At 60.7% G+C, this 24,856-nt stretch carries 16 protein-coding genes; all 16 read right to left on the bottom strand.

What is annotated here, in order from left to right; genetic code table 11:
• Window positions 1-5 precede the first annotated feature (5 nt).
• The 16 genes from BT116_RS07025 to BT116_RS06950 all read right to left on the bottom strand — a co-directional run bounded on the left by BT116_RS07025 (window position 6) and on the right by BT116_RS06950 (window position 24,571).
• Window positions 6-1,907 (bottom strand): N-acetylneuraminate synthase family protein, encoded by a 1,902-nt coding sequence (locus tag BT116_RS07025; RefSeq protein WP_072341561.1) that lies wholly within the window; start codon window positions 1,905-1,907, stop codon window positions 6-8.
• Window positions 1,904-3,271 carry a GHMP family kinase ATP-binding protein gene (locus BT116_RS07020; protein WP_072341559.1) on the bottom strand — a complete coding sequence of 456 codons (1,368 nt, stop codon included), beginning with the start codon at window positions 3,269-3,271 and terminating at the stop codon, window positions 1,904-1,906. The genes BT116_RS07025 and BT116_RS07020 overlap by 4 nt, the downstream gene beginning before the upstream one ends.
• Window positions 3,268-3,963, bottom strand: a complete 696-nt coding sequence (locus BT116_RS07015) for a sugar phosphate nucleotidyltransferase (RefSeq protein ID WP_072341556.1) — start codon at window positions 3,961-3,963, stop codon at window positions 3,268-3,270. The genes BT116_RS07020 and BT116_RS07015 overlap by 4 nt, the downstream gene beginning before the upstream one ends.
• Window positions 3,963-5,282 (bottom strand): lipopolysaccharide biosynthesis protein RfbH, encoded by a 1,320-nt coding sequence (gene rfbH / locus BT116_RS07010; RefSeq protein ID WP_072341553.1) that lies wholly within the window; start codon window positions 5,280-5,282, stop codon window positions 3,963-3,965. Before rfbH ends, BT116_RS07015 begins: the two co-directional genes overlap by 1 nt.
• Window positions 5,275-6,348, bottom strand: coding sequence for a CDP-glucose 4,6-dehydratase (gene rfbG, locus BT116_RS07005; RefSeq protein ID WP_072341550.1), 1,074 nt, complete (start codon window positions 6,346-6,348; stop codon window positions 5,275-5,277). The genes rfbH and rfbG overlap by 8 nt, the downstream gene beginning before the upstream one ends.
• The gene (rfbF, locus tag BT116_RS07000) at window positions 6,330-7,100 is read right to left on the bottom strand and encodes a glucose-1-phosphate cytidylyltransferase (protein WP_072341548.1); all 771 of its coding nucleotides are present in this window, start codon (window positions 7,098-7,100) and stop codon (window positions 6,330-6,332) included. The genes rfbG and rfbF overlap by 19 nt, the downstream gene beginning before the upstream one ends.
• A 410-nt stretch (window positions 7,101-7,510) precedes the next feature.
• Window positions 7,511-10,432, bottom strand: a complete 2,922-nt coding sequence (locus BT116_RS06995) for a glycosyltransferase family 2 protein (protein WP_072341545.1) — start codon at window positions 10,430-10,432, stop codon at window positions 7,511-7,513.
• A 116-nt stretch (window positions 10,433-10,548) separates the two neighbouring features.
• On the bottom strand, window positions 10,549-14,127 hold the full coding sequence (locus BT116_RS06990) for a glycosyltransferase (RefSeq protein ID WP_072341695.1): 3,579 nt from the start codon (window positions 14,125-14,127) through the stop codon (window positions 10,549-10,551).
• Window positions 14,128-14,235: 108 nt separating this feature from the next.
• The gene (locus tag BT116_RS06985) at window positions 14,236-15,801 is read right to left on the bottom strand and encodes a flagellar hook-associated protein 3 (protein ID WP_072341542.1); all 1,566 of its coding nucleotides are present in this window, start codon (window positions 15,799-15,801) and stop codon (window positions 14,236-14,238) included.
• A gap of 13 nt (window positions 15,802-15,814) precedes the next feature.
• Window positions 15,815-17,881, bottom strand: a complete 2,067-nt coding sequence (flgK, locus tag BT116_RS06980; RefSeq protein ID WP_072341539.1) for a flagellar hook-associated protein FlgK — start codon at window positions 17,879-17,881, stop codon at window positions 15,815-15,817.
• A 10-nt stretch (window positions 17,882-17,891) separates the two neighbouring features.
• Window positions 17,892-19,196, bottom strand: coding sequence for a flagellar assembly peptidoglycan hydrolase FlgJ (gene flgJ, locus BT116_RS06975; protein ID WP_072341536.1), 1,305 nt, complete (start codon window positions 19,194-19,196; stop codon window positions 17,892-17,894).
• 10 nt (window positions 19,197-19,206) lie between these two features.
• On the bottom strand, window positions 19,207-20,277 hold the full coding sequence (locus BT116_RS06970; protein WP_170845953.1) for a flagellar basal body P-ring protein FlgI: 1,071 nt from the start codon (window positions 20,275-20,277) through the stop codon (window positions 19,207-19,209).
• 45 nt (window positions 20,278-20,322) lie between these two features.
• Window positions 20,323-21,018, bottom strand: a complete 696-nt coding sequence (flgH, locus tag BT116_RS06965; RefSeq protein ID WP_072341533.1) for a flagellar basal body L-ring protein FlgH — start codon at window positions 21,016-21,018, stop codon at window positions 20,323-20,325.
• 70 nt (window positions 21,019-21,088) lie between these two features.
• Complete coding sequence (flgG, locus tag BT116_RS06960; protein ID WP_003199045.1) at window positions 21,089-21,874, bottom strand: flagellar basal-body rod protein FlgG; 786 nt, start codon at window positions 21,872-21,874, stop codon at window positions 21,089-21,091.
• 49 nt (window positions 21,875-21,923) lie between these two features.
• Window positions 21,924-22,661, bottom strand: coding sequence for a flagellar basal body rod protein FlgF (locus BT116_RS06955; protein WP_060738660.1), 738 nt, complete (start codon window positions 22,659-22,661; stop codon window positions 21,924-21,926).
• A gap of 347 nt (window positions 22,662-23,008) precedes the next feature.
• Window positions 23,009-24,571, bottom strand: a complete 1,563-nt coding sequence (locus BT116_RS06950) for a sigma-54-dependent transcriptional regulator (RefSeq protein WP_072341529.1) — start codon at window positions 24,569-24,571, stop codon at window positions 23,009-23,011.
• Window positions 24,572-24,856: the final 285 nt, after the last annotated feature.

Below are 24,856 nucleotides of genomic sequence, written 5' to 3'. Positions count from 1 at the left end.
TCGGCTCAATTCAATTTGTTCAGGAATTCAAGCGCCGACCAGAATCCAGCACCGTGATCCTTGTGGCCTTGCCACACTTCGGGAATGAAACTCACCTGTGGATAATCCTTGAGCTGCGCCCAAGTGGCCGGCCAGTCCACGTCCCCGGTGCCCATCAGGACACCTTCGCCGTTACTGCCCTTGGCATCCGCCACATGCAGGTGCGCCGAATGCGGCAGCAACAGGGCCAGCGCCGCCTGGAAGTCCAGACCGAAATGGAAGCAGGCCATTTGCAGATGCGAGAGATCCAGGCACAGGCGCATGTTCATGGCCTTGGCCTGCTCGGCCAGTTCCTGCGGCATCATGAAAATGTTCTGGTGGCGCTGCCCGCCGAAGTGCCACGGGAACGGCGCCATGTTCTGCGGGATCAGTTCGGTACGGCCAAAATCGATCTGGGCGCAGGACTCGCGAAAGCGTCGATACAGCTCGGCCCGATGACTGATCGGGAACGGTTCGTCAGCCGAAAAGCCGCCGACGTTCGCCACGATCAGCAGCGAATCGGCGTTAGGGAAAAACTCGGCAATCTGCAAGGTCGCATCCACCACCCGTTGCAGGTTGGCAATGGAGCGTTGGCGGTATTCCAGGTTATCGGCCACCAGGTCCAACAGTTCGCTGTTTTCGAACAGCTCGGGCGCATGGACCACCAGGCGCGAGCATTCCACGGTCCGCAGGTACGCGTGCGGCGCCACACTGAGGTCGCGGTAGGACAGATGGAATTCGAACAGGTCGGGCTTGATCCACTGGTCGTATTGCAAAAAGTCGTGATAACGAACCGGCACGCCCCAGAGAATCGGCATGGCGTATTCGCGACGGATCACTTGCTGGGCGACCAGATCGCTGTCGAACAGGAAATCGCCCTGGGCAACGGCCCGACCGGCCTGCTTGCCCAGCAGGTCGGCCAGTCGATACGGCGGCAGGCCCTGGCCCGGACTGGCGACACGCAACATGTCCTGGGTGAACGTTTCGCCGGCCTCGATGGCGCGGGCGGCGATCACGCTTTTGCCGAGATTTTCGCGGTTGAGCAATTCGCCCTGGCTGGCGTGGCGTCCCGGCCCGGTCCACGGCAACGCTTTCTCGACCTGGCGGATACCGTCGACCAGTTGGCGGAATTCTTCCGGTTCCAGGCTGGCGAGGTGGTCCGGGCCTTCCATGCCGCGATCGAGGGTGATGTGGCGCTCGATCAGCTTGGCGCCCAGGGCCACGGCGGCGATGCTGATGGCAGTGCCACGTTCGTGACCGGAGTAACCGATCAGGCCGTGCAGCTCGCGCAGGCGTGCCAGATAACCGAGTTGGATATCGGTTTCCGGTGCCGGGTAGGTGCTGTTGCAATGCAGCAATGCGAACGGTACGCCCAAGCCGTTCAACTGCTCGATGGCGCGCTCGATCTCATGCTCCAGGGACATGCCGGTCGACAGGATCAACGGCTTGCCCAGGGACGCGGCCTTGGCGATCAGGTAAGGGTTGCAGAGGTCGGCGGAGGCGATTTTCAGCGCTGGCACGTCGAAACCGGCCAGCACGTCCACACTCGGCTCGTCCCAAGGGGTGCAGATATAACTGATGCCCTTTTGCGCGCAGTAGTCGCGAATCAGCCGATGTTCATCCACGCTCAGTTCGACTTTATCCAACAGGTCTTGAATGTATTCCACACCCAAGTCTTCAGCGCGCGAGCCATCGGCCTTGCGCCGGTACAGGGCTTCGCGGTTGCGCAGCTGGAACTTCACGCAGTCGGCGCCCGCCTCGATGGAGGCGTCCACCAGTTGCCGGGCCAGCTCCACCGAGCCGTTATGGTTATTGCCCACTTCCGCGATGACAAAAGTGTGGTCCTCACCAATGGTGATCCCATCGATGCTGAATATCTGCTTACTCATTGAATTTTGGTCCGCCAGGAAGTGACACCGCTGGATTCAAAACGGAAATCGGTGGTTCGGCAGCCAAGCGCTCTGACCTTTTCGGTCACGGCTTGACGGTGCTGGGGTTGTACGAAAAACAGGAAGAAACCACCGCCACCGGCGCCCAGCAGCTTGCCACCCAGCGCACCCGCGTTAAGGGCGCACTCGTAGATCTGGTCGAGCACACCGTCGCTCACGGCTTGGGAAAACTGTTTCTTGAGCATCCAACCGTCGTGCAAGCAGCGCCCGAAATCATGCAGTTCGCCGCGGATCAAGTGATGGTGCATTCGGCGGCACAGCGACACGCTTTCTGTCAGCAGCAGGCTTTGCTCGCCCCTGCTGCTCATTTCTTCGCGCTGCTGGACGTGGAGCTTGCCGGAGTCATGGGAGATGCGGGTATCGCAGAGCACCAGGCACTCTTCCAGCTCGTTGCAAATCGAATCTTCAAGGCGGATCGGGTGCACCAGGTTGCGGCCCTCCTTGAACTCGATCAGGTTGAAACCACCGAACGCCGAAGCGTACTGGTCCTGCCAGCCACCGGCGATGCCAAAGCACAGGCGCTCGGCCTGGAACGCCAGCTCCGCGACCTCATAGGTGCTCCAGCGATCACGGCGCAGTTCATTGAACGCGGCAATGACCGCCGTGGCGACCGCCGACGAACCACCCAGCCCAGAGCCCACCGGAAAATCGGAACGCATGTACAGATCCAGCCCGTAGTTGGGCTGGATGACCGAAACGATGGTCGCCAGCAGCCCCTTGTCGGCATGGTCCATGAGGTCATCCAAGGACTCATAGGACTCGCGGGTGCCCAGGTCTTCGGAGAAAATCCGGATCACATTGTCGGTACGCGGGATCAACGTCGCGTGGGAATACAGCCCGACCGTGCAACTGAGTACAGCGGCCGGGTTTTCCACGAAGTAATAGGTCAGGTCCGAACCACCGCCACTGAAGCTCATGCGCACCGGCGCCCTTGCCCGGGCCAGCACCGGCACTTCCTGGTTGGCCGCCAGCCGCGCGGGCGTGACGACGTCCACCAGGCAACCGGATTCATCCACGACCGGAATGGCGTTGTAGCTCAGGTCGAAGATCTTGAGCATTTCCTCGCGCGACGCACCCACTTTTACCGAACGGTAAGCGGTGTTCATGCATTCGGTGACCGGCACGTTCGTCGCCCCGCCCTGAAGCAGGTAACGACGCAAGTCGCCGTTGGTCAACACGCCTTCCAGGCGCCACTGCTCGTTGACCACAAAGACGATTTGCAAATCGCCCGTCTCGATGCACTCGACGGCATCGAGAATGGTCTGGTTCAGGTAGACCGTTTGTGTTCTGGCCAATTGGTTCATGAGTTGACGGCCTCCTTGAACCCCGACTTGAATGCGCTCAAGGCGTCAGGCGTTCCAATATCGATAAACGGCCCGGTGTAGGCACAGACCTTGAGTGACTGACGGTGGATAAGCATCGGCAGGATGTCCTGCTCCATCGAGCAGGCCTGGACGGTGCATGCCTGCAGGGAGTCGGCGGCGAACGCATAGACGCCGGCATTAACCTTGCCTGGTCCGCTCAGCCCCTTTTCATTGAGCGCCAGCAATCGCAGATCCTCGGAGCAGTCCAGGCTGCCATAGCGGGAGCGATCCTCCACCTGCACCCCCACCAGCACATCGCCGATGGCGGCCATGGCCAACCGATAGGCCTGGCGGTCGAGCCAGGTATCGGCATTGAGTACCAGGAAGCGACCTTCGGGTGGCATTTGATGCAAGGCGTGCAGGATCGCGCCACCGGTGCCCATGGGTTGTTTTTCCACCACAATCTGCAGGTCCAGCCCGGTTTCGGCCATCAGCGACGGCAGCAGCTCGGCCAATTGATCGGCCCGATAATGTGCGCACAAAACCGCCTGCGTGATGCCCGCCTGCTTGAGCTCAGCCAGCACCAACGCCAGGAATGGCCGGCCGTGAATATCCACGACGGCTTTTTGCGAGCCCTGAAGCACGGTACTCAAGCGAGTACCGAAACCTCCACAGAGGACATAGGCGCGCATCAGCGATCCAGCCCGAAAAAGTGTTCCAGGCACCGTGCCGCGTGGGCCAGGTGCTCTTCACCCAGGCCCGGCCAGACGCCGATCCAGAAGGTGTCGTTCATGATCTTGTCGGTGACCGTCAACTCGCCACTGATGCGGAAGTTGCGGCCCAGCATGTAGGGTTGACGCACCAGGTTGCCGGCGAACAGCAAGCGCGTGCCAACGTTCTGGCTATCCAGGTAACGCAACAACTCGACACGCTGGATGCCGCAGCCGTCGCGCAGGGTCACGGGGAAACCGAACCACGACGGATCGCTGTCCGCAGTCGCCTCGGGCAGGATGAGGAAATCGGCGCAGTTGGCCAGGCGCTCGCTGAGCCAGCGGAAGTTGCGCTTGCGCGCTACCGTGAAGTCTTCAACACGGTCCATCTGCGCCAGGGCACAGGCAGCCTGCATGTCGGTAATCTTCAGGTTATAGCCCAGGTGCGAATAGGTGTACTTGTGGTCGTAACCCTCCGGCAGTTCGCCCATCTGCTTGCAAAAGCGCTGCTTGCAGGTGTTGTCCTGGCCAGGCTCGCAGTAGCAATCGCGGCCCCAGTCACGGAAGGACTCCATGATGCGCTTGAGCAACGGGCTGTCAGTGAACACCGCCCCGCCTTCGCCCATGGTGATGTGGTGCGCCGGGTAAAAGCTCAGCGTGCCGATGTCGCCGAACGTGCCGACCATCTGGCCCTTGTAGGTCGAGCCCAGGGCATCGCAGCAGTCTTCGATCAGCCACAGCTTGTATTTGTCGCACAGCGCCCGCACGACACCCAGGTCATAGGGGTTGCCCAGGGTGTGCGCCAACATGATGGCCTTGGTCTTCGGCCCGATCGCCGCTTCGATCTTGGCCGGGTCGATGTTGTAGGTGCCCATCTGGACGTCGACGAACACCGGGACGGCGCCGAACTGCAGGATCGGATTGACGGTGGTTGGGAAGCCGGCGGCAACACCAATCACTTCGTCGCCGGGTTTGATCGCGCGATCGCCCAAGCGCGAGGAAGTCAAGGCAGAAAATGCCAGCAGATTGGCCGACGACCCCGAGTTGGTGGTCAGCACACAGCGCCGCCCCAAGTACTTGCCCAGGCGTTTCTCAAAGGCCTCGTTGAACCGTCCAGTGGTCAACCAACCGTCCAGCACCGCCTCGGTCATCGATTGCAACTCAGCAGCACCGATTACCTTGCCAGCCGGCGGTACGCTGCTCTGGCCTGCAACGAATACCTGCGGCGCGAGCGCCGATTGCGCATAGCGCCCCACCAGCTCGACAATTTGTTGGCGCAACTGCGTAGTACTTTCACTCATGGGTATCGCCTTGGTAATCCGCGATCTGGTTGCGGGTAAAGTTGTGCATGTCCTGGCCGTTCTGCCAGGCCAGGTGCCAGGCCAACGTGCGTTCAAGGCTGGTCGCCAGCGACCAGCGCGGCCTCCAGCCAAGCTCTTCGCGTGCCTTGTTGGAGTCGAGTGCCAATAAACCAGCCTCGTGGGGTTGCGCTAGGGGATCCACCGACCAGCGCACCGGCACCGGCCATTGCTCGGCAAGCAGGCCGACAATGGTTTCGACCGAAGCGACGCTGCCGCTCTCAGGGCCGAAGTTCCAGGCGCCGACGTGACGCTCGCCCTCTTCCACCAGCGCCCGGGCCAGCATCAGGTAGCCCATCAACGGCTCGAGCGCGTGTTGCCACGGGCGAGTCGCCTGGGGATAACGCAGGACCACTTCTTCATTGTTCTTCCAGGCGCGGAAAATATCCGGCAACAGGCGTTCCGGCGACCAGTCACCACCGCCGATGACATTGCCCGCCCGAGCGGTCGCCAGTGCCACACCAGATTTGTTCAGGTACGAATTGCGGTAAGACGCACAGAGCAATTCCACACAGGCCTTGCTATTGCTGTACGGGTCAAAACCGCCCAAGGCGTCGCACTCGCGATAAGGCAAGACCCACTCACGGTTTTCGTAGCATTTATCGGTCGTCACCACGACCACTGCCCGCACGCTGGGGCAATGGCGAACGGCTTCAAGCAGATTGACCGTGCCCATGACGTTGGTGGCATAGGTCTGGACAGGGTTGCGATAGGCCTCGCGTACCAGCGCTTGCGCGGCCAGGTGCAGGACCACGTCCGGCTGGAATGCCTGGAGCGCCGACGACAGCGCCTCGCCTTCGCAAATGTCGGCCAGGTCCCCGGGGATCAAGCCGTCCAGGCCCGCGACAGACCACAAGGATGGCGTGGTGTCAGCCGGCAAGGCAAAACCACGGACCTCCGCCCCCAGCTGACGCAACCACAGCGCCAGCCAGCCGCCCTTGAAGCCTGTATGGCCGGTCAGGAAAACTTTTTTACCCGTCCAGAATGCGTTCAAGACCAGAGCTTCCATTCGGCCTGGCCGCTGCTCCAGCGCTCTTCGAGGAGTACACGGTCACGCAAGGTGTCCATCGGCTGCCAGAAGCCATGGTGCAAGTGACTCATCAACTGACCTTGCCGCGCCAGGTTGCGCATCGGCTCGTATTCCCAGGTCGTCGTGTCATCTTCAATACCATCGAGCGCAGCAGGCTCCAGCACGAAAAAACCGCCGTTGATCCAGCCGCCATCGCCTTGGGGTTTTTCCTGGAAGCCTCTGACACACGCACCTTCGAGTTCCATCGCGCCAAAGCGGCCCGGTGGCTGAACGCTCGTGACCGTCGCCAGCTTGCCGTGCTGTTGGTGAAACTCCACCAGCTCACGAATGTTGACGTTCGATACGCCATCGCCATAGGTGACGCAGAAGGTCTCATCGCCCAGATAATCGCGCACGCGCTTGAGACGCCCACCGGTACCGGTGACTTCACCGGTGTCCACCAGCGTGACACGCCACGGCTCGGCCTTGCCCTGGTGGATATGCATGCTGTTTTCAGCCAGGTCGAACGTGACATCCGACATGTGCAGGAAGTAGTTGGCGAAATACTCTTTTATGACGTAACCCTTGTAGCCCAGGCAGACCACAAAGTCGTTGATGCCGTAGTGAGAGTAGATCTTCATGATGTGCCAGATGATTGGCTTGCCACCAATTTCAATCATTGGCTTGGGCTTGAGATGCGACTCCTCACTGATGCGAGTACCCAGTCCTCCAGCCAGAATTACTGCCTTCATATGTCTCTCTCAAAATGTGAACCGCATCAGCGTCAAAGACGCTCGGACTACTCACAAGAGACGCCAATTATTCGGCGTCCCCGCCGGTAATACAGGCGTTGATACCTAGAAAGCAATTATGGTGCCACTGGCTGGAAGCCCGTGTTTACTGGGCCTTGAGGGGAAAACGGCGCTCGCCCCGGAGAGAGAAAGCGCCGTTTTTTTGGGCTTCGTTTCGCTAGGATTTCAGGATTGACTGATGGGTATAGGGAGGGAAATAAGCGCGGATGTTGCGTCCACAGGGGGAAATAAGTGTGGGAGCGAGCTTGCTCACGATAACGGCAACATAGTCACCCTCTCCATAAGCTGAACCACCGCCATCGCGAGCGGACTTGCTCGCGATGGCGGTGGTTCAGCGATAAGCCTGGGCCCTACATGCCTGCCCGGCCAATGAGCTTCGACCACGGCACCGGTACCACCGGCCCAAGGGTAAAGCCCGGACCGGTCGTCGCCAGGTTGGCGTTGTAATTCGGATCATGGGACAGCGCGTCCTGCCATTTCCCGACCAGGGCCTGGCGGGCTTCGTCCGAAGACGACAGGATGCCCGGATTCACGACCTGAACGTACGGCGTCCATACCGTGAGATAACCGGCCTGTGCGATTCGCAGGCACAGGTCCACGTCACCCAGCCCCTCGGCGAACAAGGCGTCATCCACGCCATCGACCGCCTGGAACAGCTGCGCGGAGACCATCAGACAAGCAAAGGACACCGCAGAGCAATCCTGCTCGGCCACCAGGCGGTTCATGTAGCCCCGCGCATCCGCCGCCTCACCGACGAACGCCGAGCCCACCACACCGTCGAACCCAAGCATCAGGCCCGCCTGGGTCGTACGTCCCTGACGGTCGATCAATCGGGCACCGACCACGCCGACTTCCGGACGTTGGGCCTGGTTGAGCAGGAGTTCGATCCAGTTGACGTTCACCACTTCGCTGTCCACCGCCAAGGTGAGCAGATACTCCCCCTTGGCCTGCTGGCTGGCCTGGTTGATCAGGACCGCCGTGGCAAGCCCCGGCTCGACATCGATGAACCGCACACGACTGGCCTGATGGCCCTGGCTGCGTAGCCAGTCCTTCACTGCTGCGCCGTGGACCGGATGTTCGGCCACCAGCAGTTCGAAGCGCTGGTAGCGGGTACGTTGCAGCACGTTGATGATGCATCGCTGCAGGTTTACCAGGTCGCCGTAGCCATGCAGGATGATCGACACCAGCGGACGTTCGATAAAGCGGTAGTCAATCTTGTAGACACCTGGCACCGCGGAACTGACGTCGGCCTTGTAGCCTCGTGCCCCGAGGTGGCGAAGCAGGGCCTTGCGCTCGTCGGCGTTGTCGCTGTCCGGCTGCGCCCGGCAAATCAGCAGCGGCTCGTCCAAATGCGCCAGGCCACCCATGCCGCCCTGTTCGATCAACCGCAGGAGCAATTCGAACTCCAAGGCGTCCTTGAAATCGCGCGAATAACCACCGGCCTGCACCAGCACCTCACGACGCACCAACCAGTGCCGCGCCATCAACGACGGTACGCTCAACAACAGATCGAGATTGAAGCCGGGACGGAACACATCGCTCAGGGTTTCATCGGGTTGGCGCTGGAATTCATCCATGGCCACCGCTCGGCATTGCGGTGCGTCAAGCAGCTCCAAGCTGGCATGCAACAGACCGGATGGCGTCAGCTCATCTCCCGCCTCGGCCAGGACCATCCAGTCGCAATCGCTCTGGCTGATGACCTGGTTGATCCGATCCACATAGTTGCTTTCGTTGACCTTGACGAAATGCAGGGTGTTCTGGAGGGTGGTTTCGGCCGGCAGGTCACCGGTCGTGAATACAATGATCTTGAATGCCCTGCAAGCCCCGTTGATCACACTGTCGAAGGTTGTCTGCAGGCGGGTGAAATCCGCCTCCAGGTCCAGCAACAGGATGCCGAATATCGGTCCGCCCTGATGGCGAGCCAAGTATCGGGTGATGTCCTTGACCTGGTCCGCGCTCGGCTCACGCCCATCCAGCCAGCGTAGCAACTGGCCGGACCGCATGGTTTCGAAAAGACTGGCATGGTCCTGCACCATGACGTCCTGGAGACGCTGCGCCCATGCCTTCAACTTCAGGCTCACGGCTTCGGCACCGCCTTCTTCGAGGATCGCGGCCAATTGTTGCACCACATCAAGATTGAAAGCGTTGAGCTCGAAAGCCTTGAGCAAGCGCTCGTTAAGCGGTTCGGCGCCGGTGTTGCGCTGTGGTCGCGCCAGTTCTTTTTGCTTGAGCAGCACCGCTTCCAGCCCTTGCAGTTGCACGCGTCCGGCAGGCATCGCATGCATCAGGAACTCGAGCCTGGACAGACATTCGAAAAACGGCTGGTTGTAGAACGGCAATTCGACAAACTGCATCGGCTCGAAACGGCAGACAGGCCCTTCCAATTGCGAAAGCCAGCCCGACTCGAACAGCTTGGCCCGAGCGAAAGCTGCGCGCTGACTCAAATAATCACCAATCCCCACCAGGCTCTCGATGGCCTGCGATGACTCGTCCTGGCCCATCTCGAAAATCGAACCCAGCGTCGCCACAAGGCGCTCACGGATCGCCGCAGTGTTCGCATCACGATAGCTCAGCACGGCCGCCAGTTGGCGTGCTTCAAGAGTCGAAGGGGTTTGCAGCGCGTGCACCGCGTAAGGAATCGGCAGGATACGCACCTTCGCTGCCACCATCAGCGCACAACCATGACCAAGCTCTTGCCAGGCCAGATCGAGATCCACAGGCAATACGGCGTACCAGCGCTGTACGATCTCGGTCCGAGCGACAGCATTGATCAACGATGGGCAGTGACTGGCATACGTCGCCAAGCGCTCCGGGGCACAAGACTTGTCAAAATCCTCAACCCCCTTGCGGTCACGCCGGTAATAATCGACACGGGCAGCGTGGGCCTCAAAGGTCAGAGCGTAACCTTGGCAGGCCGAATAATCGCTATGGGCAGCCAGGAATTCCAGTGACTGATCAAGCGCTTCCGGCAGCAGGAAGGCATCGACATCGACCATGGCCAGGTAAGGCGTCGTAACGAACTCCAGCCCTTGACGAAGCTTGCTGGCGAAGTGACCTGTTTCGGGCCGATGCACATAACGCACGCCGGCCAATGTCGCCACACTGTCGGCATCCGATTCGACAGACGAGTCGAGGACGAGCAGAGCGCATGGGTAAGCGGCGTAGTAACGCAATGCCCTGCGCAAGGCTTCAGGTTGCTCATGGGCCAAAAGCACCAAGGTGAAACGCTCGTTCAACGGAGCGGATGAATCATTGGCAGTACTGCGTTGCATATGAATTCCTATAACGAGCGAGTCGCCTGGTCGGCGGCATCATGTTCATGGCGTCCCGGTTCGAAATCCGGTCCTCGTTCTGTCGGTCAGACTAGGCCGCGCACGGATACTGTCAATCAATCCGGCAGCCAGCCATCGGCCCAGTAGCGCAGGTTATCGCCGCGCAGCATGAAATCGCGCAGCACCATCTCACGTAGCTGATCACCCATTCGATAACTGGCCTGCGGGTCTGACAGATGCATGCGAATCGCCTCCAGCCACTCCTGCGTGCTGTTGGTCTTCACCTGGGTACAGGGTAGATGACCGCGATAGGCTTCGGTTTCGGTACAAATGACCGGATAGCCGCAAGCACCGTATTCCAACAACCTGAGGTTGCTTTTGCAGTCATTGAAAATATGCTGCTCCAGCGGTGCCAAGGCCAGGTCCAGGTTCAGACTCGCCAGCTTGGCCGGGTACGAAGAGAGCGCGACGCCGGCATGGTATTCGTGCACATAGGGCCTGAGCGAATCCGGACACATACCGAAAAAAACCCATTCGACTTCGTCGGCCAGCTCGCGTACCACCTCGGCGATGACTTCCAGATCGCCCCGGTGGCTGGTGCCGCCGCCCCAACCGACCCGAGGCTTGATCGAGGTGCGACGCCGGCTGGAGATGCCGTTCCACAGGTGCGGCGCCAGCATGTTCGGCACCACGCGAATATCGTGATGCAGGTTCGACAACGCGTCAGCCAGCGGAAACGTCGAAACCACCACCCGATCGCACAAGGCGATACCGCGTTCCAACAGATCCTGGATATTGTCCGGCATGTTGCGAGTGTGATCGTTCTTTACGGGGATCCGCGCCACATAGTCATCGAGTTCGTAGATGCGCATGGCGTTCGAATAGGTTTTCACCTGGACGAGGTCATTGAACTTACTGTTGTTGTAGCGCCCCTGGAACACAACCACATCCGGCGCTTCGCGCTCGATTTCGATGATCGACGGCATTTCATAGGACACCCGTCCGACGATCCGTCCAGCGTTATGCAATTCAATTAGCGGCTGGCTGATGCGATAGTGGCCGATGGCTGAACTGTTGAGGGCCAGGCCCAGGATGGACGGCAGCGGCTGGCTGCAGAGGGGGTTCCATCCAGTGCGCTGGCCCGGTGCCAGGATGAAGCTGTTACCGGTCAGGCTAAGGTTGCGGTTGTAGGCCGGGTCATTGGCGATCTTGGGTAACCAGCGCTGATAAAACGACTCTTGCTCCTGCTCCACGCGCTGCTTCCAGGACGCCTCGCGGGCAACCCCGGCGGAAGGCTTCAGGATCACGTTCGCATAGGGGGTCGTCACCACCAGATAACCTTGCTTGCCAATTTCCAGGCACAGTTCAAGGACATTGATGCCTGGCGTGTCGATGGCAGGCGACAAGCCTCCCACGCTATCGAACACGGCCCTGCGCACCAACAGGCAATGACCACTCACCGCGCTCCAGTTCTGCACGACCTGCAAACGCTGCATGTAGCCACCGGCAGTCGGTTGTTCATTGGCAAACGGCCGACCGGCCAGGCCGTCGAGCCCGAGCACCAGACCGGTGTCGATCACCTGGCCCTGCAAGTTCAGGGTTCGCGGGCCAACGATGGCCACTTCAGGGCGCTGGGCATGATTCAATAATTCGTCCAGCCAGGCCGCGTCGTGAATCACGCAAAATGGACTGAGCAACAGCAGGTAATCACCGCGAGCCTGCCGGGCCGCAGAATTCCTCACCTGCGCTTCGTTGCCCTGCTCGTCAGCGGTCACTATCCGCAACTTGTCGCTGCCCAACTCGGCCATGGCCGCCAGCCAGTTGCGCATGTCATCGCTTTCGCTGCCATTGTCGACGATGATGACTTCGTAATGCCCATAGTCGGTGGTGGTCAACAAACTGTTGATGCAGCTTTCCAGCGCCGCCAGTTGATCCTTGACGCTGATGATGATCGAGACCAGCGGACGCTCGGGGTGCAGGTACTCGATCCGCGGGATCAACGGCAAGGGTCCAGGATGCAGCCGATGCTCCACACCAATGCGCTGCAAGTGGGTCGTCAGCAGACGAGGGCCCTGCTCGATCACCTGCGGTAGCGAAAGCCATTGGGCGAAAGCCTGGGTCGACTCCACCTGGATCTCCGCCAAGTGCTCGATGGTCTGCGGGCCATCGGTTTCCACCAGGCGCCAGATCAGATCATGGGGCGCCAGTTCGCCCAGGTCCGCGTCAAAGCCACCCAGTTCCAGCACGCGCTGGCGCGAGAAGGCCAGGGCCCGGCCCACATAAGGGTAGGCGCGCATCAGGTCGAGATTGAAATCAGGCTTGAAGACCGGTTCCAGCGATTTGCCGTCTTTCAGCGCACCTTCGTCGCTGTAGACACAGGCAATGCCAGGCATCGCATTGATTCGTTCGGCCAACACCAACAGCGCCGAGGTTCTCAAGCGATCACCGGCACGCAGCAGATAGAACCAATGGGCGCCGTCCAGGCGTGGCAACAACTCATTAAGCGCACGAACCCAGTCGGGTTGCAGCGCCAAACGCATCACATTGCCTTCGATCGTACCCCGGCCATTGGAAAACAGCACCACCGGTTCGCTGGTGTAGATCTGCGAGGCAATGCTGTCCAGCGTCAATGCCACCGCCTCGGCGTCCCCATCGAAGTCGAACACCACCGGCACAATGCCCGGGCGTTGTGCCCAGAGTTCGATTTGCCGCAGGACCACCCGTTGGCGCGCCTTTTCGAACTGTCGATACTCCAGCCACTGCCGGTAGACTTCGTCGTAACTCTCGGCGTCGGTGCCGACCTGATAGGCGACAATGGCTTGCCGACTGGCCATCAACGAATACAGGTTCAACTCTTCCCACTCGTGGGGCTGGTTCGGCTTGACCTGATCCAGGTTCAGATAACGCACCCAACCCGACGCGGGTGCCGGCTCGCCACTGCGCTGGGCCAACATCTGGGCCAACCAGGTCCACTCGACAATCGAGGCATCGACGATGTCGGGACGGTGAGACAACCTTTGCGGGTACAACCGTTCAAGGCTGCCAAGGCTGCACAGCTCCACCAGGTTGCCGCGCCTTAACAGGCAAATGAACAATGCAAGATCAAGCAGCGCGACAAATCCTTGGCCGACCTGGGCCAAGGCGGGCAGCAACGACACAATGTCCGCCCGACGCATCAGGGCACCGCTGAAACCACCAAAGATATTTCTCGGCGTATCCTCGACGGACGCCAACAGGTCTTCACCCTTGTATAACCCTTCGAACAAGGCGATGCCGACGTTTTCCAGGCGAATCGGCAGCACGTAACCGTCAGCATCGATAAAGTGACGCTTGCTGATGACCAACTGAACGTCGTCATGCGCTGCGAGGACCTGTGCCTGTTGCCGCACGCAAGGCTGGAGCAACTTATCGTCATCGCACAGGAACTTGATGAACTCACCGTCGGCCTCTTCCAGGCAGCGCAACATGTTCTGCTGGAAACCCAGCCGCTGCGGGTTACGCAGGTAGCGCACGGTCACATTCGAGTGATCACGCAATGAGTCGACGATCTGGCGAATGTCGTCACCGGGGCAGTCATCGCACACGATGACTTCCAGGTTTTCGTAATCCTGGTCCAGGGCACTCTTGAGCGCCTCACGGAAAAAGCGAGGGTTGAACGCGGGGATGACGATGCTGACAAGAGGAGTTGGTTTCACGCGAAAGACTCTCGGCTGGCCGGTGCCGCCTCCCACGAGAGCCGACCTCCTGAGCCGTAAAAAACGGAGGAATGGGGGTTATCTCATTCCGACATACCCCCAAGCCCATCAGATCTTGTTGAACAGCCCCAACTGGGTGATCTTGCTGAACGCCAGTTGCGAAGCTTGCAGCATGGTCTGCTGCAGCGTCAGACGAGTCATCACCTCAGCCGCGTCCGAGTCACGAATCGCCGATTGGGTCTGTGTATTGGCCAGGACAAAGCTCTGGTTGGTATCGCTCTGGGTGTCTAGCGACTGGCCGCGACCGCCGACCGAGCTCAACGCGCTGGTCAATTGGTCAGTGCCACTGGCCAGGTTACCGATACCCGAAGCCACTGCCGCATTCAGCTTCTGACCGGCGATGGCATCGCCATCGACTGGGGTGTTCAAAGCGGTCCGCAACTGGTTCACCGTGTCCAGAATGTTCTGCGTCTCGTGAGTATTGACCGAAATACTGAACTGATCATTGGCGGCCGGAGCACCATTGAGCGTGAAACTCACACCGGATGCGGTCGCGACATTGCCCGCCAGGGTGCCGCTGGACACCGGCTTGCTGTCAGCGTTCAAGGGCGCTGCGTACAAGTCGAAATCCGTGGCACTGGTGAACTTCAGCACCGCCGCTCCTGTCGGGAAACTGGCGTGGTAGGCCACCGGATCGGTGATTGCGCTACCGGTGATCTGAGTCGCGGTGGCATTGCCCGGGCTGCGCGCCGGGGTGAACGTATCGGGCTTGGCAGCCAAGGTAAAGGTATGGCCAGGCAACACCGTGCCCGCAGCGTCGCCGGTTTTCAGATTGACGTTCAAGGTCAAGTCGACGCCGCGAAAATTCACACTCTGCCCGGCCTGGCTGCTGGGGTCGATGACACCACCCTTGCTGGCTTCGGCGGTCACATCGTTGCCACCCGAATCGGTGATTTTCAACTGGGTGCCGCTGGTGAATTCCACGGTGTACGGCTCGCCGCTGCGGAACTGGCTGTTGTAGGTCACGCTGGACGACACTTGGCCGTTGCTCAACACCACGCGACCGTCATCCACCGCCGGTGCAGTCATGGTGACCTGGCTGCGACTGGTGTTGACGGCTTGCTGGAACACTTCCCAGCCCGTGCTGTTGGTGGCCATCGACATGGTATCGCCGATGGGCAGGTCGAGAGTGACCTGATCGCCATTGTAGCTATAGGTGCCATCGTCGTTGCGGGTAAACGGAACGACGTCACCTTTGGATCCGGCAAAGATGTACTTGCCGTTCTCATCCTTGGTGTTCATCAAGCTCAGCAGCTGTTCTTCGATCGAACCCAATTCCGAAGCCACCGCCTTGCGGTCTGCGTCGGTGTAGGCAGCGTTGCCGGCACTCACGGCCAATTCCTTGGCGCGCTGCAGCACGTTGCCGATGCTGGTCATGACCGCTTCGGTCGTACCCAGGGTGGCCTTGATGGTGGTGACGTTGGCTTCGTACTGGGACAGCATCGAAGCCTGGTTGCCCAGTTGCAGCAAGCGCGAAGCGCCCACCGGATCATCAGCGGCGGTGTTCACACGTACCAGGCTGCTGGCTTCTTCGCTGGTCTTGACCACCTTGGCGAAATTTTTCTGGTAGTTCGCAGCCGTGCTTTCGTAAAACTGAGAAGTAGAAATGCGCATGGGCTACGGCTCCTTAAAGACTGTTGATCAATGTGCTGAAGATTTGCTGCGCAGCCTTGATGATCTGCGAAGACGCGGTGTAGTACTGCTGGAATTTGACCAGGTTGCCGGTTTCTTCATCCAGGTCCACACCCGACAACGAATCGCGGGCGGTCTTGGCGTTGTCCAGGATCGCGCCAGTGGCCGCGCTGTCGAGCTTGCCCTGGGCAGCCTTGGCGCCGACACCTTCCACCAGCTTGCCGTAGGCATCGTTCAGGGAAATACCCTTGCTGGCCGAACCGGTGTCTACGGTCTTGGCGGTCTGCAAGCCGGCCAGGACAGTACCGTTACGGTTGTCCAGGCTGCCGGGCTGGCTGAGGCTGACATTGATCGAGGCGCCGTTGGACGGAGCACCGGCAATGGACATGTCGAACGTAACAGTGCGTTGTACCGGCGGCACGGACGAATCCATGATCGGGTTACCACTGGCGTCCTTGAGCGGAACACTCAGGCTCAGGGTGTTGCTTTCGCCGGGCTTGATCGTTCCGCTACTGATCGGGGAACCCTTGGCATCGAGCAACTGATAAGCCTGGCTGGTGCCATCGGCCGAGGTCGCGCCGAACACCACCTTGACCGGCATGGAGTTCTTGATGCCGTTCTGGATGATGGTCGTGGTGGCGGCGTCGTAGATGTCCAGCTTGGTGGTCATGCTCGGCTGGCCGCTGGCCGGGATGGTCAGCGTACCGCTGCCCCCTGGCACGATGGCAGCGCCCAACGGCGCGGCAATCGCCAGCCGCTTGGAATCGGTCATCTCGGTCTTGATGTTGGCCGCCTCGTTGCGGGTCGGCGTGAGCTTGAACGTGTCGCCGGCAGCCGCGGTGCCGTTGGCAAAGGTCATCGAGAAACCGTCGATCACCGGCGGCGGCGTGGTCGCGGTGTTGAACGCACCCATCGAAGTACCGTCGGGCAGGCGCTGGACGGTGTAGTCCGTGCCGCTGGTGAACGTTACCTTGTAATCGTTGGTGGTCAGCTTGCCGGAGTCTTTGATGGCAATGTTGAAGTTGCCGGAGCCGGCGCTGTTGTTCAACGACGCAACGCTGCGCTGGCTGATCTGCGCGGCACTGTTGATGTTAGTGAACAGGTTGGAGCCGAAGGCCCCGTTCATGTCGATGCCCGAAGCCTGGATGCTGTTCATCTGATCAGCAACCACCAGGGCCACGCGCCCCAGCTCGTTCATGGCTGGGTCAAGCACCGTACTGCGGTAGCGCATCAGGCCGCCAATCTCGCCACCGGTGAGCACCTGGGTCAGGTCCATGGAGCTGGAACCGCTGTTGAGCTGGATGCCTATGCGCCCCGGATCGTTCTTGTCCGGCACCGCTTCCAGGGTATTGACGGTATTGCCCATCACCAACGGTTGGCCGGAGCCCAGGTAAATGTCCAGGCTGCTGCCGTTCTCGACGACCTGCGTGCCGGTGAACGTCGAAAGCTGGCGAATGGTTTCGCTGCGGGCATCAAGCAGGTCATTGGGCGCGCCGCCGGCGTTGGAGACTTCGGCGATTTTCTTGTTCAACTGCGCAACGGTGGCCGCCAGGTTATTGACCTGGTCGACCATGTTCGACAGGTTGCCATTGATGTTCTGGCTCTGCTCCGTCAACTGGTTGGCAACCGAATTGAAACGGTTGCTCAAGGCCTGGGCATCGCTGAGCAGCAACTGGCGGGAAGCATCGTCACCCGGCTTGGCGTTGACGTTCTGCACCGAAGCAAAGAACTTGGTCAATGCGCCATTCAGGCCGGTGCCACTGTCCGACAGCAGGGAATCCAGCGGAGTGATCTGCCCTTGGTAGGCCGCCGCATCGCTGTTGAGCGAGGTGGTGGTTTTCAGTTGTGCTTCAAGGAACGCGTTATACACCCGACGCACATCGGCCAGGGTCGTGCCGGAACCAATGAACACGTTGCCGTACTGGTTCGAGGCCTTGGTGGTCTGCACGGTCTGCTGGCGCGAATAACCGGCGGTATCGACGTTGGCGATGTTGTTACCCGTGGTCACCAACGCGGTCTGGCTTGCAGACAGACCCGACATCCCTATGTTGAGCAAACTCATGGTTCAGACCTTATAAAGTCGTGGTGGCGCCTGCAGAAGCGTAGTTTTGGTAACTCGTCATCTGCCGGGCTATGTTCGAAATCTTGCTGGCGTAGTGCGGATCGGTGGCGTAACCGGCTTTCTGCAACTCGCGTACAAACTGTTCCGGGTTATCGGCCGACTTCAGCACATCTTGATAGCGACTGTTGCTTTGCAGCAGGTTGACCAGGTCATGGAAACTGTCGCGGTACGAGGCGTAGGAACGGAACTCGGCCGTCTCCTTGACCATCGCACCATTGCGGAATTCGCTGGTGATCGCCCGGGCCGAATCGCCCTTCCAATTGGCGCTGGCCTTGATACCGAACAGGTTGTGGCTGCTGCTGCCGTCGGGCTGGCGCATGACCGATTTGCCCCAACCGGTTTCCAGGGCGGCCTGGGCCACCAGGTAACGCGGGTCGACACCGATGCGGTCGGCCGCTTCCTTGGCCATTGGCAGCATGGCGTTGACGAATTCGTCGGCATCGCGGAAGGCCTTGCGTGCCGGTGCAAGCGGCGGCTGGGCCACGGCGCGGCCATAGACCTGCATGTCGCCTTTCGGCTCCGCGGCCTTGAGTGCGGCCAACCAGTCGCCATTGGCCAGTTCGCCAGTCGCCGGTTTGACGGCGGCGATGGCGCGATCCGTCAGGACGTTCTGTGCAGGCGCATCAGCGTTGACCGCGGCCGAAGGCACCAGCCCGGCAAGCAGGCGGTCAGCCAGTTTCGGCGGCAAGGCCAGGCGGCGCTGGTTGATCAGCTCCATGTCATTGCGGTGAGTACCCTCGCCCGCCCCTTGCGGCACGTTCACCGCCCGGGAAGCCCACAGCGGACGCTGGCCGTTGGAACGCGAAAGCGGGCCATCAGGCAGCGTGCCGGCGGCCACAGGCGTTGGCACCGCTGCCTTGGCAACCTTGTCCAGCGCCTCTTGCTGCTTGGCGGCCGACAAGCTTGCCGCCTCGCCTGGCGCCAGCGGTTTGTTCTTGGACATCTGGCGCAGCAACACATCGGCCAGGCCGATACCACCGCCTTCGCGGGACATGGAAACGGCCAACTGCTGGTCGTACATCTCCTGGTACTGCTTGGCTTGCGGCGTGTTCATCGGATTGTCCTTGCCCAAGGCCTCAGTGGCCGAACGCATGGACTTGAGCATTTCGCCAAGGAACAGCGACTCGAATTCCTGAGCCACTTTACGCAGGTTGCCGTCGCTGTTCTTGTCGCCGACCTTGAGCTGGTTCAGACGGTTCAGGTCCGAGTAGGAACCCGAATCCCCGCTGATCAAAGTGCCCTTGCGCATGTCCATGGACCGGTCCTCAGATCACGATCAGGTCGGCTTGCAACGCGCCGGCCTGCTTCAAGGCTTCGAGAATCGCCATCAAGTCGCCCGGCGCCGCGCCGACCTGGTTCACCGCCCGGACGATTTCATCCAGGGTAGTGCCCGGGCCGAACTTGAACATCGGCTTGGCTTCTTGCTCGGCATTGACCCGCGAACGAGGCACTACGGCCGTCTGGCCGTTGGACAACGGGCCAGGCTGGCTGACGATCGGGTCTTCGGTGATGGTCACGGTCAGGCTGCCGTGGGTCACGGCAGCCGGAGACACCTTGACGTTCTGACCGATCACGATGGTGCCGGTACGCGAGTTGATGATGACTTTCGCCACCGCCTGGCCCGGATCGACCTCAAGGTTTTCCAGGATCGACAGGTAGTCGACCCGCTGGCTCGGATCCAGCGGCGCGGTGACGCGGATCGAACCGCCGTCGATAGCTTGGGCCACGCCTGGGCCAAGCATGTCGTTGATCTTGTCGACGATGCGCTTGGCGGTGGTGAAATCCGAACGGTTGAGGTTCAGCGTCAGGCTGTTGCCCTGGTTGAAACCGCTCGGCACCGCACGTTCCACCGACGCACCGCCAGGGATGCGACCGGCCGACGGAACGTTGACGGTGATCTTCGAACCGTCGCGCCCCTCGGCATCGAAACCACCCACCACCAGGTTGCCCTGGGCGACGGCGTAGACGTTGCCGTCGATACCCTTGAGTGGCGTCAGCAGCAAGGTGCCACCGCGCAGGCTCTTGGAGTTACCGATGGACGAGACGGTGATATCCACCTGCTGACCGGGCTTGGCGAATGCCGGCAGATCGGCACTGATGGACACCGCCGCAACGTTCTTCAATTGCACGTTGCCGGAACCGGCCGGCACCTTGATGCCGAACTGCGACAACATGTTGTTGAAGGTCTGCAGGGTGAACGGGGTCTGGGTGGTCTGGTCACCGGTGCCGTTCAACCCCACGACCAAGCCATAGCCGATCAACTGGTTGGAACGCACGCCGGAAATGCTGGCGATGTCCTTCAAACGCTCGGCTTGAGCGCCAAAGGCTGCCGACATCACCAGGGCACCGATCAACAGCTGCTTAAGATTCAACTGGGCCACCTAGAAAGGGAACTTCGGGCTGAGGAAGAAACGGTCGAACCAACCTGGCTGGCTCGCATCGGCAAAGGCACCGGTGCCCGAGTAGGTGATGCGCGCATCGGCCACACGGGTCGAGGAAACGGTGTTGTCGGTGGCGATGTCGTCGGCGCGAACCATGCCGGCGATGCGCACCAGCTCGTCACCGGTATTGAGCGTCAGCCACTTCTCGCCGCGCACGACGATGATGCCATTGGGCAGCACATCGGCGACGGTCACGGTAATCGAGCCGGTCAGGCTGTTGCTCTGGCCGGACTTGCTGTCGCCCTTGGTGGCCCGATCAGAGTTGTAACCGGCGTTGAGGCTCAGGTCGCCGCCACCGATCGGGTTGTTGGTGGTCAGGCTGGAACCGAACAGCGAGGTCAGACCGACGCTGGTCGCGCTGGTCTTGTCCATTTGCGAGTTGGCGTTCTTGCTGGCCTGGGTCCGCTCGTTCAGGGTGATGGTGATGATGTCACCGACCCGGAAGGCCTTGCGGTCGCTGTACAGGTTCTGCTCGAAGCCAGCCTGGTAGATCGAACCATTGTTGGCCGCAGCCGGCAACGGCGTGCGCGGCAACACCGGGGCGTAATAGGGGTCATTGGGCCTGGGTGTCGGCGCGACACAGCCCGCGAGCGCGGTGATCCCACTCAGTGCCAGAACAGATACGAAGCGTTTCATGACCCTACCTCTTGGTGTTGCAGGCGACCCAGGGGCCGCCTTGTCTACGTAATGACGGGCGTTATGACGATTACAGATTCTGCGTAACGAACGAGAGCATCTGGTCGGCGGTGGAGATCACCTTGGAGTTCATCTCGTAGGCGCGCTGGGTGGTGATCATGTTGACCATCTCCTCCACGGTGCTCACGTTGGAGGTTTCCAGGGTGTTCTGCAGCGTGGTGCCGAAACCGTTCAGGCCCGGGGTGCCGACTTGCGGCGCGCCACTGGCGGCGGTTTCCAGGAACAGGTTGTTACCCACCGCTTGCAGGCCGGCCGGGTTGATGAAATCGGCGGTCTGCAGGTTGCCGATCACTTGGGAGGCCGGGTTGCCCGCCACCGTGATGGACACGGTGCCGTCACGGCCCACGGTAAAGGTCTGAGCATCGTTCGGGATGATGATGGCCGGCTCCAGGGCGAAACCGCTGGCATTGACGATCTGGCCGTTGGAATCGAGGTGGAACGTACCGTCACGGGTATAGGACGTGGTGCCGTCCGGCTGCAGGATCTGGAAGAAACCGCGACCGTCGATGGCCATGTCCAGCGGCTGCTCGGTGGTTTGCAGGCTGCCGGCGGTGAAGTTTTTCTGGGTGCCGACAATGCGCACACCGGTACCCACTTGCAGGCCCGACGGCAGTTCGCTGTCCTGGGTCGACTGGGCGCCAGGCTGGCGTTTCACCTGATACAGCAGGTCCTGGAACTCGGCGCGATCACGTTTGAAACCCGTGGTCGAAACGTTCGCCAGGTTGTTGGAAATGGTCGTCAGGTTGGTGTCCTGGGCGGACAGACCTGTTTTGGCAACCCATAGAGCCGGAAGCATTCGATTCTCCTCGTACGCCTGTTTTTCGGCGCAGCGCTGTAATTAATGATTAGATCTGCAAGACCCGAGCCATGGCTTCATCGCCTTCTTTGGCGGTGTTCATCATCTTGACGTGGAGCTCGAACTGCTTGGCCAAAGCCAGCACCGAAGTCATTTCATCCACGGCGTTGACGTTGCTCGCCTCCTGGAAACCCGACACCAACTGCACGTTGGCATCGATGGGCGCCGGCTGGCCGTCCTTGGTCCGGATCGAGCCGTCCAGGCCCTTGGTCATGTTCTTGAGGTCCGGGTTGACCAGCTTGATGCGGTCCACTTCAGCCATTACCCGCGGGCCTTCGCCCATGGCGCGGATGCTGATGGTGCCGTCCTGGCCGATTTCGATTTTCTGCTCTGGCGGCACGGCGATCGGACCGCCGTTGCCCATCACCGGCATGCCGTTGCCGGCCCGCAGTACGCCCAGGGCGTCAACATTGAGGCTGCCGGTGCGCACGTAGCTTTCACCGCCGTCGGGGTTCTGCACGGCCATCCAGCCCGGCCCACTCACCGCGACATCGAGGTCACGACCGGTTTCCACCAGCGCACCCGGGGTGAAGTCAGTGGCAGGCCGTTCGGACAGGGCAAAGGCCCGCGCCGGAAAGCTGTCGCCAAACACCGGCATCGAGCGCGCCTGCTCCAGGTCTTTCTGAAAACCATTGGTGGAGATGTTCGCCAGGTTGTTGGCATGGGCCCGCTGCGCCAGTGCGTTCTGGCTGGCGCCGGTCATTGCCACATAAAGGTACTTGTCCACTGTCGTTCCTCTGCATGCCGGACGTTTGCCGCCCACTGCTGTGTTGCACAGCCTTAAGCAATTTGCAGACCAACTTTTTTCTGGCGCCACGAGGCCCGGTAAACAAAGGGCTTGTGGGTTCTGGAAGGGATTTCTGGAATGGATCGAAGACGAAAAACCGGCGGTGTCGTGCCGCTGCAAGGCAAAGGTATACCCCTGCGGCAACTGCTCCACATTCTTGTGGCGAGGGGATTTATCCCCGCTGGGGTGCGAAGCGCCCCTAAAAACAGACAACTAAAGTGTGTCAGGTTGACTGCTTTGGGGCTGCTACGCAGCCCGGCGGGGATAAATCCCCTCGCCACAATTGATTACGCACTGGGTTCTTTGCCGACTTCATACTCACGCAACTTATTGGCGATGGTCGTATGGGAAACCCCCAGCCGCTTGCCCAGTTGCCGGCTGCTGGGGTGCTCCGAATACAAGCGCTCCAGCACCGCTTTCTCGAAACGCCCAACGATCTCGTCCAGCCCCCCCTCCAGGGAAAAATCGCCAAGGGGCTGACGCACGCCGTAGTCCGGCAAGCGGATATGCTCGGCCTTCACCGTCCCGCCATCGCACAGGGAAACCGCCTGGAACAACACGTTTTCCAACTGCCGGACGTTGCCCGGCCAGTGGTAGTGACTCAGACGCTCCATCGCCGCCGGGGCCAGCTTGGGCAGCGGACAACCGATCTGGCGACTGGCTTGGTCAAGAAAATGCTCCACCAGCGGCGCCAGGCCATCGAGGCATTCGCGCAGCGGTGGGATGTGCAAGGACAGCACGTTCAAGCGGTGGTACAGATCCTGACGGAATTCGCCCCGGGCGCAGAGTTCGGACAAATCGACCTGGGTGGCGCAGATCACCCTGACGTCCAGGTACACCTCTTCATCGCTGCCGACACGCCGGAAGCAACCGTCCTGCAGAAAGCGCAGCAGTTTCACTTGCAGGCGCGGGCTCATTTCCCCGACCCCGTCGAGGAACAGCGTCCCCCCGGCGGTCAGTTCCAGCAGGCCGAGCTTGCCTTCGGCCCGGGCACCTTCGAAGGCCCCCGGGCCATAGCCGAACAGTTCGGTCTCGGCCATGGACTCCGGCAGCCCGGCACAGTTGAGCGCCATCAATGGCGATTGCCCGCGCGGGCTCGCCAGGTGACAGGCGCGGGCCAGCAGTTCCTTGCCAGTGCCGGTTTCGCCTTCTATCAATAGCGGCGCGTCCAGCGGGGCCATGCGCCGGGCCTCGCGGACCACCGCCGCCATCACTTTCGAACTCTGGAAAATACTGTCGAAGCCGCGCAACTCCTGCTTGCGCACGTTATAGATCCGCTCGCCCACGCGGTCGGCCCGATGCAGCGTCAGCACCGCACCGGCCATGGCTTCGCTGTCGTCGTGCTCCGATTGCAGTGGCGCGATGTCGGCCAGGAACACATCTCCCTTGACCTTGACCCGCAGGCCGTTGATGCGCGACTGGTTGGCGCGCACCAGTTCCGGCAAGTCGAAATCCTCGGCATAGCGGGACAGCGGGATGCCCGGCACCTCATCCACTCGCACCCCGAGCAACTGCGCCGCCGCCCGGTTGGCCGCAACGATGGAGCCACCCATGTCGATAGACAGCACCGGGAATTCCAAGGCGCCGAGCAAGGCGTTGAGCTCCATGTGCCGGCGCTCGCTGGGCATCAATCCTACGCGCTTGACGCCAAACACCCCGGCGATGCCCTCGAATTTCGGACGCAGCGCCTGGAACTGGATGTTGATCAGGTTTGGGCAGTGCAGGTAGATCGCGTTGCCATGCTCGCCACCGACCTCGCCTCGGGCGACGTTGATGCCGTACTCCACCAACAGGTTGAGGATGTCCCGCAGGATGCCGATGCGATTCTGGCAATGGACTTTGATGCGCATGAAAAGGCCCGGATGTGGATGAGAGAGAGGCGCCCCATTCAAGCCCGACACACACCTGTGGGGTTTTGCGTAGGGCTTTTTGTCTAGGCACACAAATAGTTGTCAAGATTATGTGACAGCCGCAGGCCGTTTCCCACTCAAAAATCCTGATACCACCGAAGCATAGGCGATTGTGTAACGATAAGTTTACGAAATGAGCTATTCTTGGCCCCGCTAGCTGGCTCCCCCCTACTGCACGTATCCCTGCTTCGGGTTATCTCTAATGCATCGCTGGACATAAAAACA

The organism is Pseudomonas sp. NFACC16-2 (genome assembly GCF_900119205.1).
Lineage (GTDB): Bacteria > Pseudomonadota > Gammaproteobacteria > Pseudomonadales > Pseudomonadaceae > Aquipseudomonas > Aquipseudomonas fluorescens_Q.
This window is presented reverse-complemented; position numbering and strand designations above follow the sequence as displayed.

Bases quoted from the DNA above. Each gene is read 5' to 3' on its own strand.
- flgK (WP_072341539.1), bottom strand. From the start codon at position 17,881: ATGAGTTTGCTCAACATAGGGATGTCGGGTCTGTCTGCAAGCCAGACC.
- rfbH (WP_072341553.1), bottom strand. From the start codon at position 5,282: ATGAGTGAAAGTACTACGCAGTTGCGCCAACAAATTGTCGAGCTGGTG.
- BT116_RS06950 (WP_072341529.1), bottom strand. From the start codon at position 24,571: ATGCGCATCAAAGTCCATTGCCAGAATCGCATCGGCATCCTGCGGGAC.
- rfbG (WP_072341550.1), bottom strand. From the start codon at position 6,348: ATGGAAGCTCTGGTCTTGAACGCATTCTGGACGGGTAAAAAAGTTTTC.
- BT116_RS07025 (WP_072341561.1), bottom strand. From the start codon at position 1,907: ATGAGTAAGCAGATATTCAGCATCGATGGGATCACCATTGGTGAGGAC.
- BT116_RS07015 (WP_072341556.1), bottom strand. From the start codon at position 3,963: ATGCGCGCCTATGTCCTCTGTGGAGGTTTCGGTACTCGCTTGAGTACC.
- BT116_RS06995 (WP_072341545.1), bottom strand. From the start codon at position 10,432: ATGCAACGCAGTACTGCCAATGATTCATCCGCTCCGTTGAACGAGCGT.
- flgG (WP_003199045.1), bottom strand. From the start codon at position 21,874: ATGCTTCCGGCTCTATGGGTTGCCAAAACAGGTCTGTCCGCCCAGGAC.
- flgJ (WP_072341536.1), bottom strand. From the start codon at position 19,196: ATGGACATGCGCAAGGGCACTTTGATCAGCGGGGATTCGGGTTCCTAC.
- BT116_RS06970 (WP_170845953.1), bottom strand. From the start codon at position 20,277: ATGTCGGCAGCCTTTGGCGCTCAAGCCGAGCGTTTGAAGGACATCGCC.
- BT116_RS07020 (WP_072341559.1), bottom strand. From the start codon at position 3,271: ATGAACCAATTGGCCAGAACACAAACGGTCTACCTGAACCAGACCATT.
- flgH (WP_072341533.1), bottom strand. From the start codon at position 21,018: ATGAAACGCTTCGTATCTGTTCTGGCACTGAGTGGGATCACCGCGCTC.
- rfbF (WP_072341548.1), bottom strand. From the start codon at position 7,100: ATGAAGGCAGTAATTCTGGCTGGAGGACTGGGTACTCGCATCAGTGAG.
- BT116_RS06985 (WP_072341542.1), bottom strand. From the start codon at position 15,801: ATGCGCATTTCTACTTCTCAGTTTTACGAAAGCACGGCTGCGAACTAC.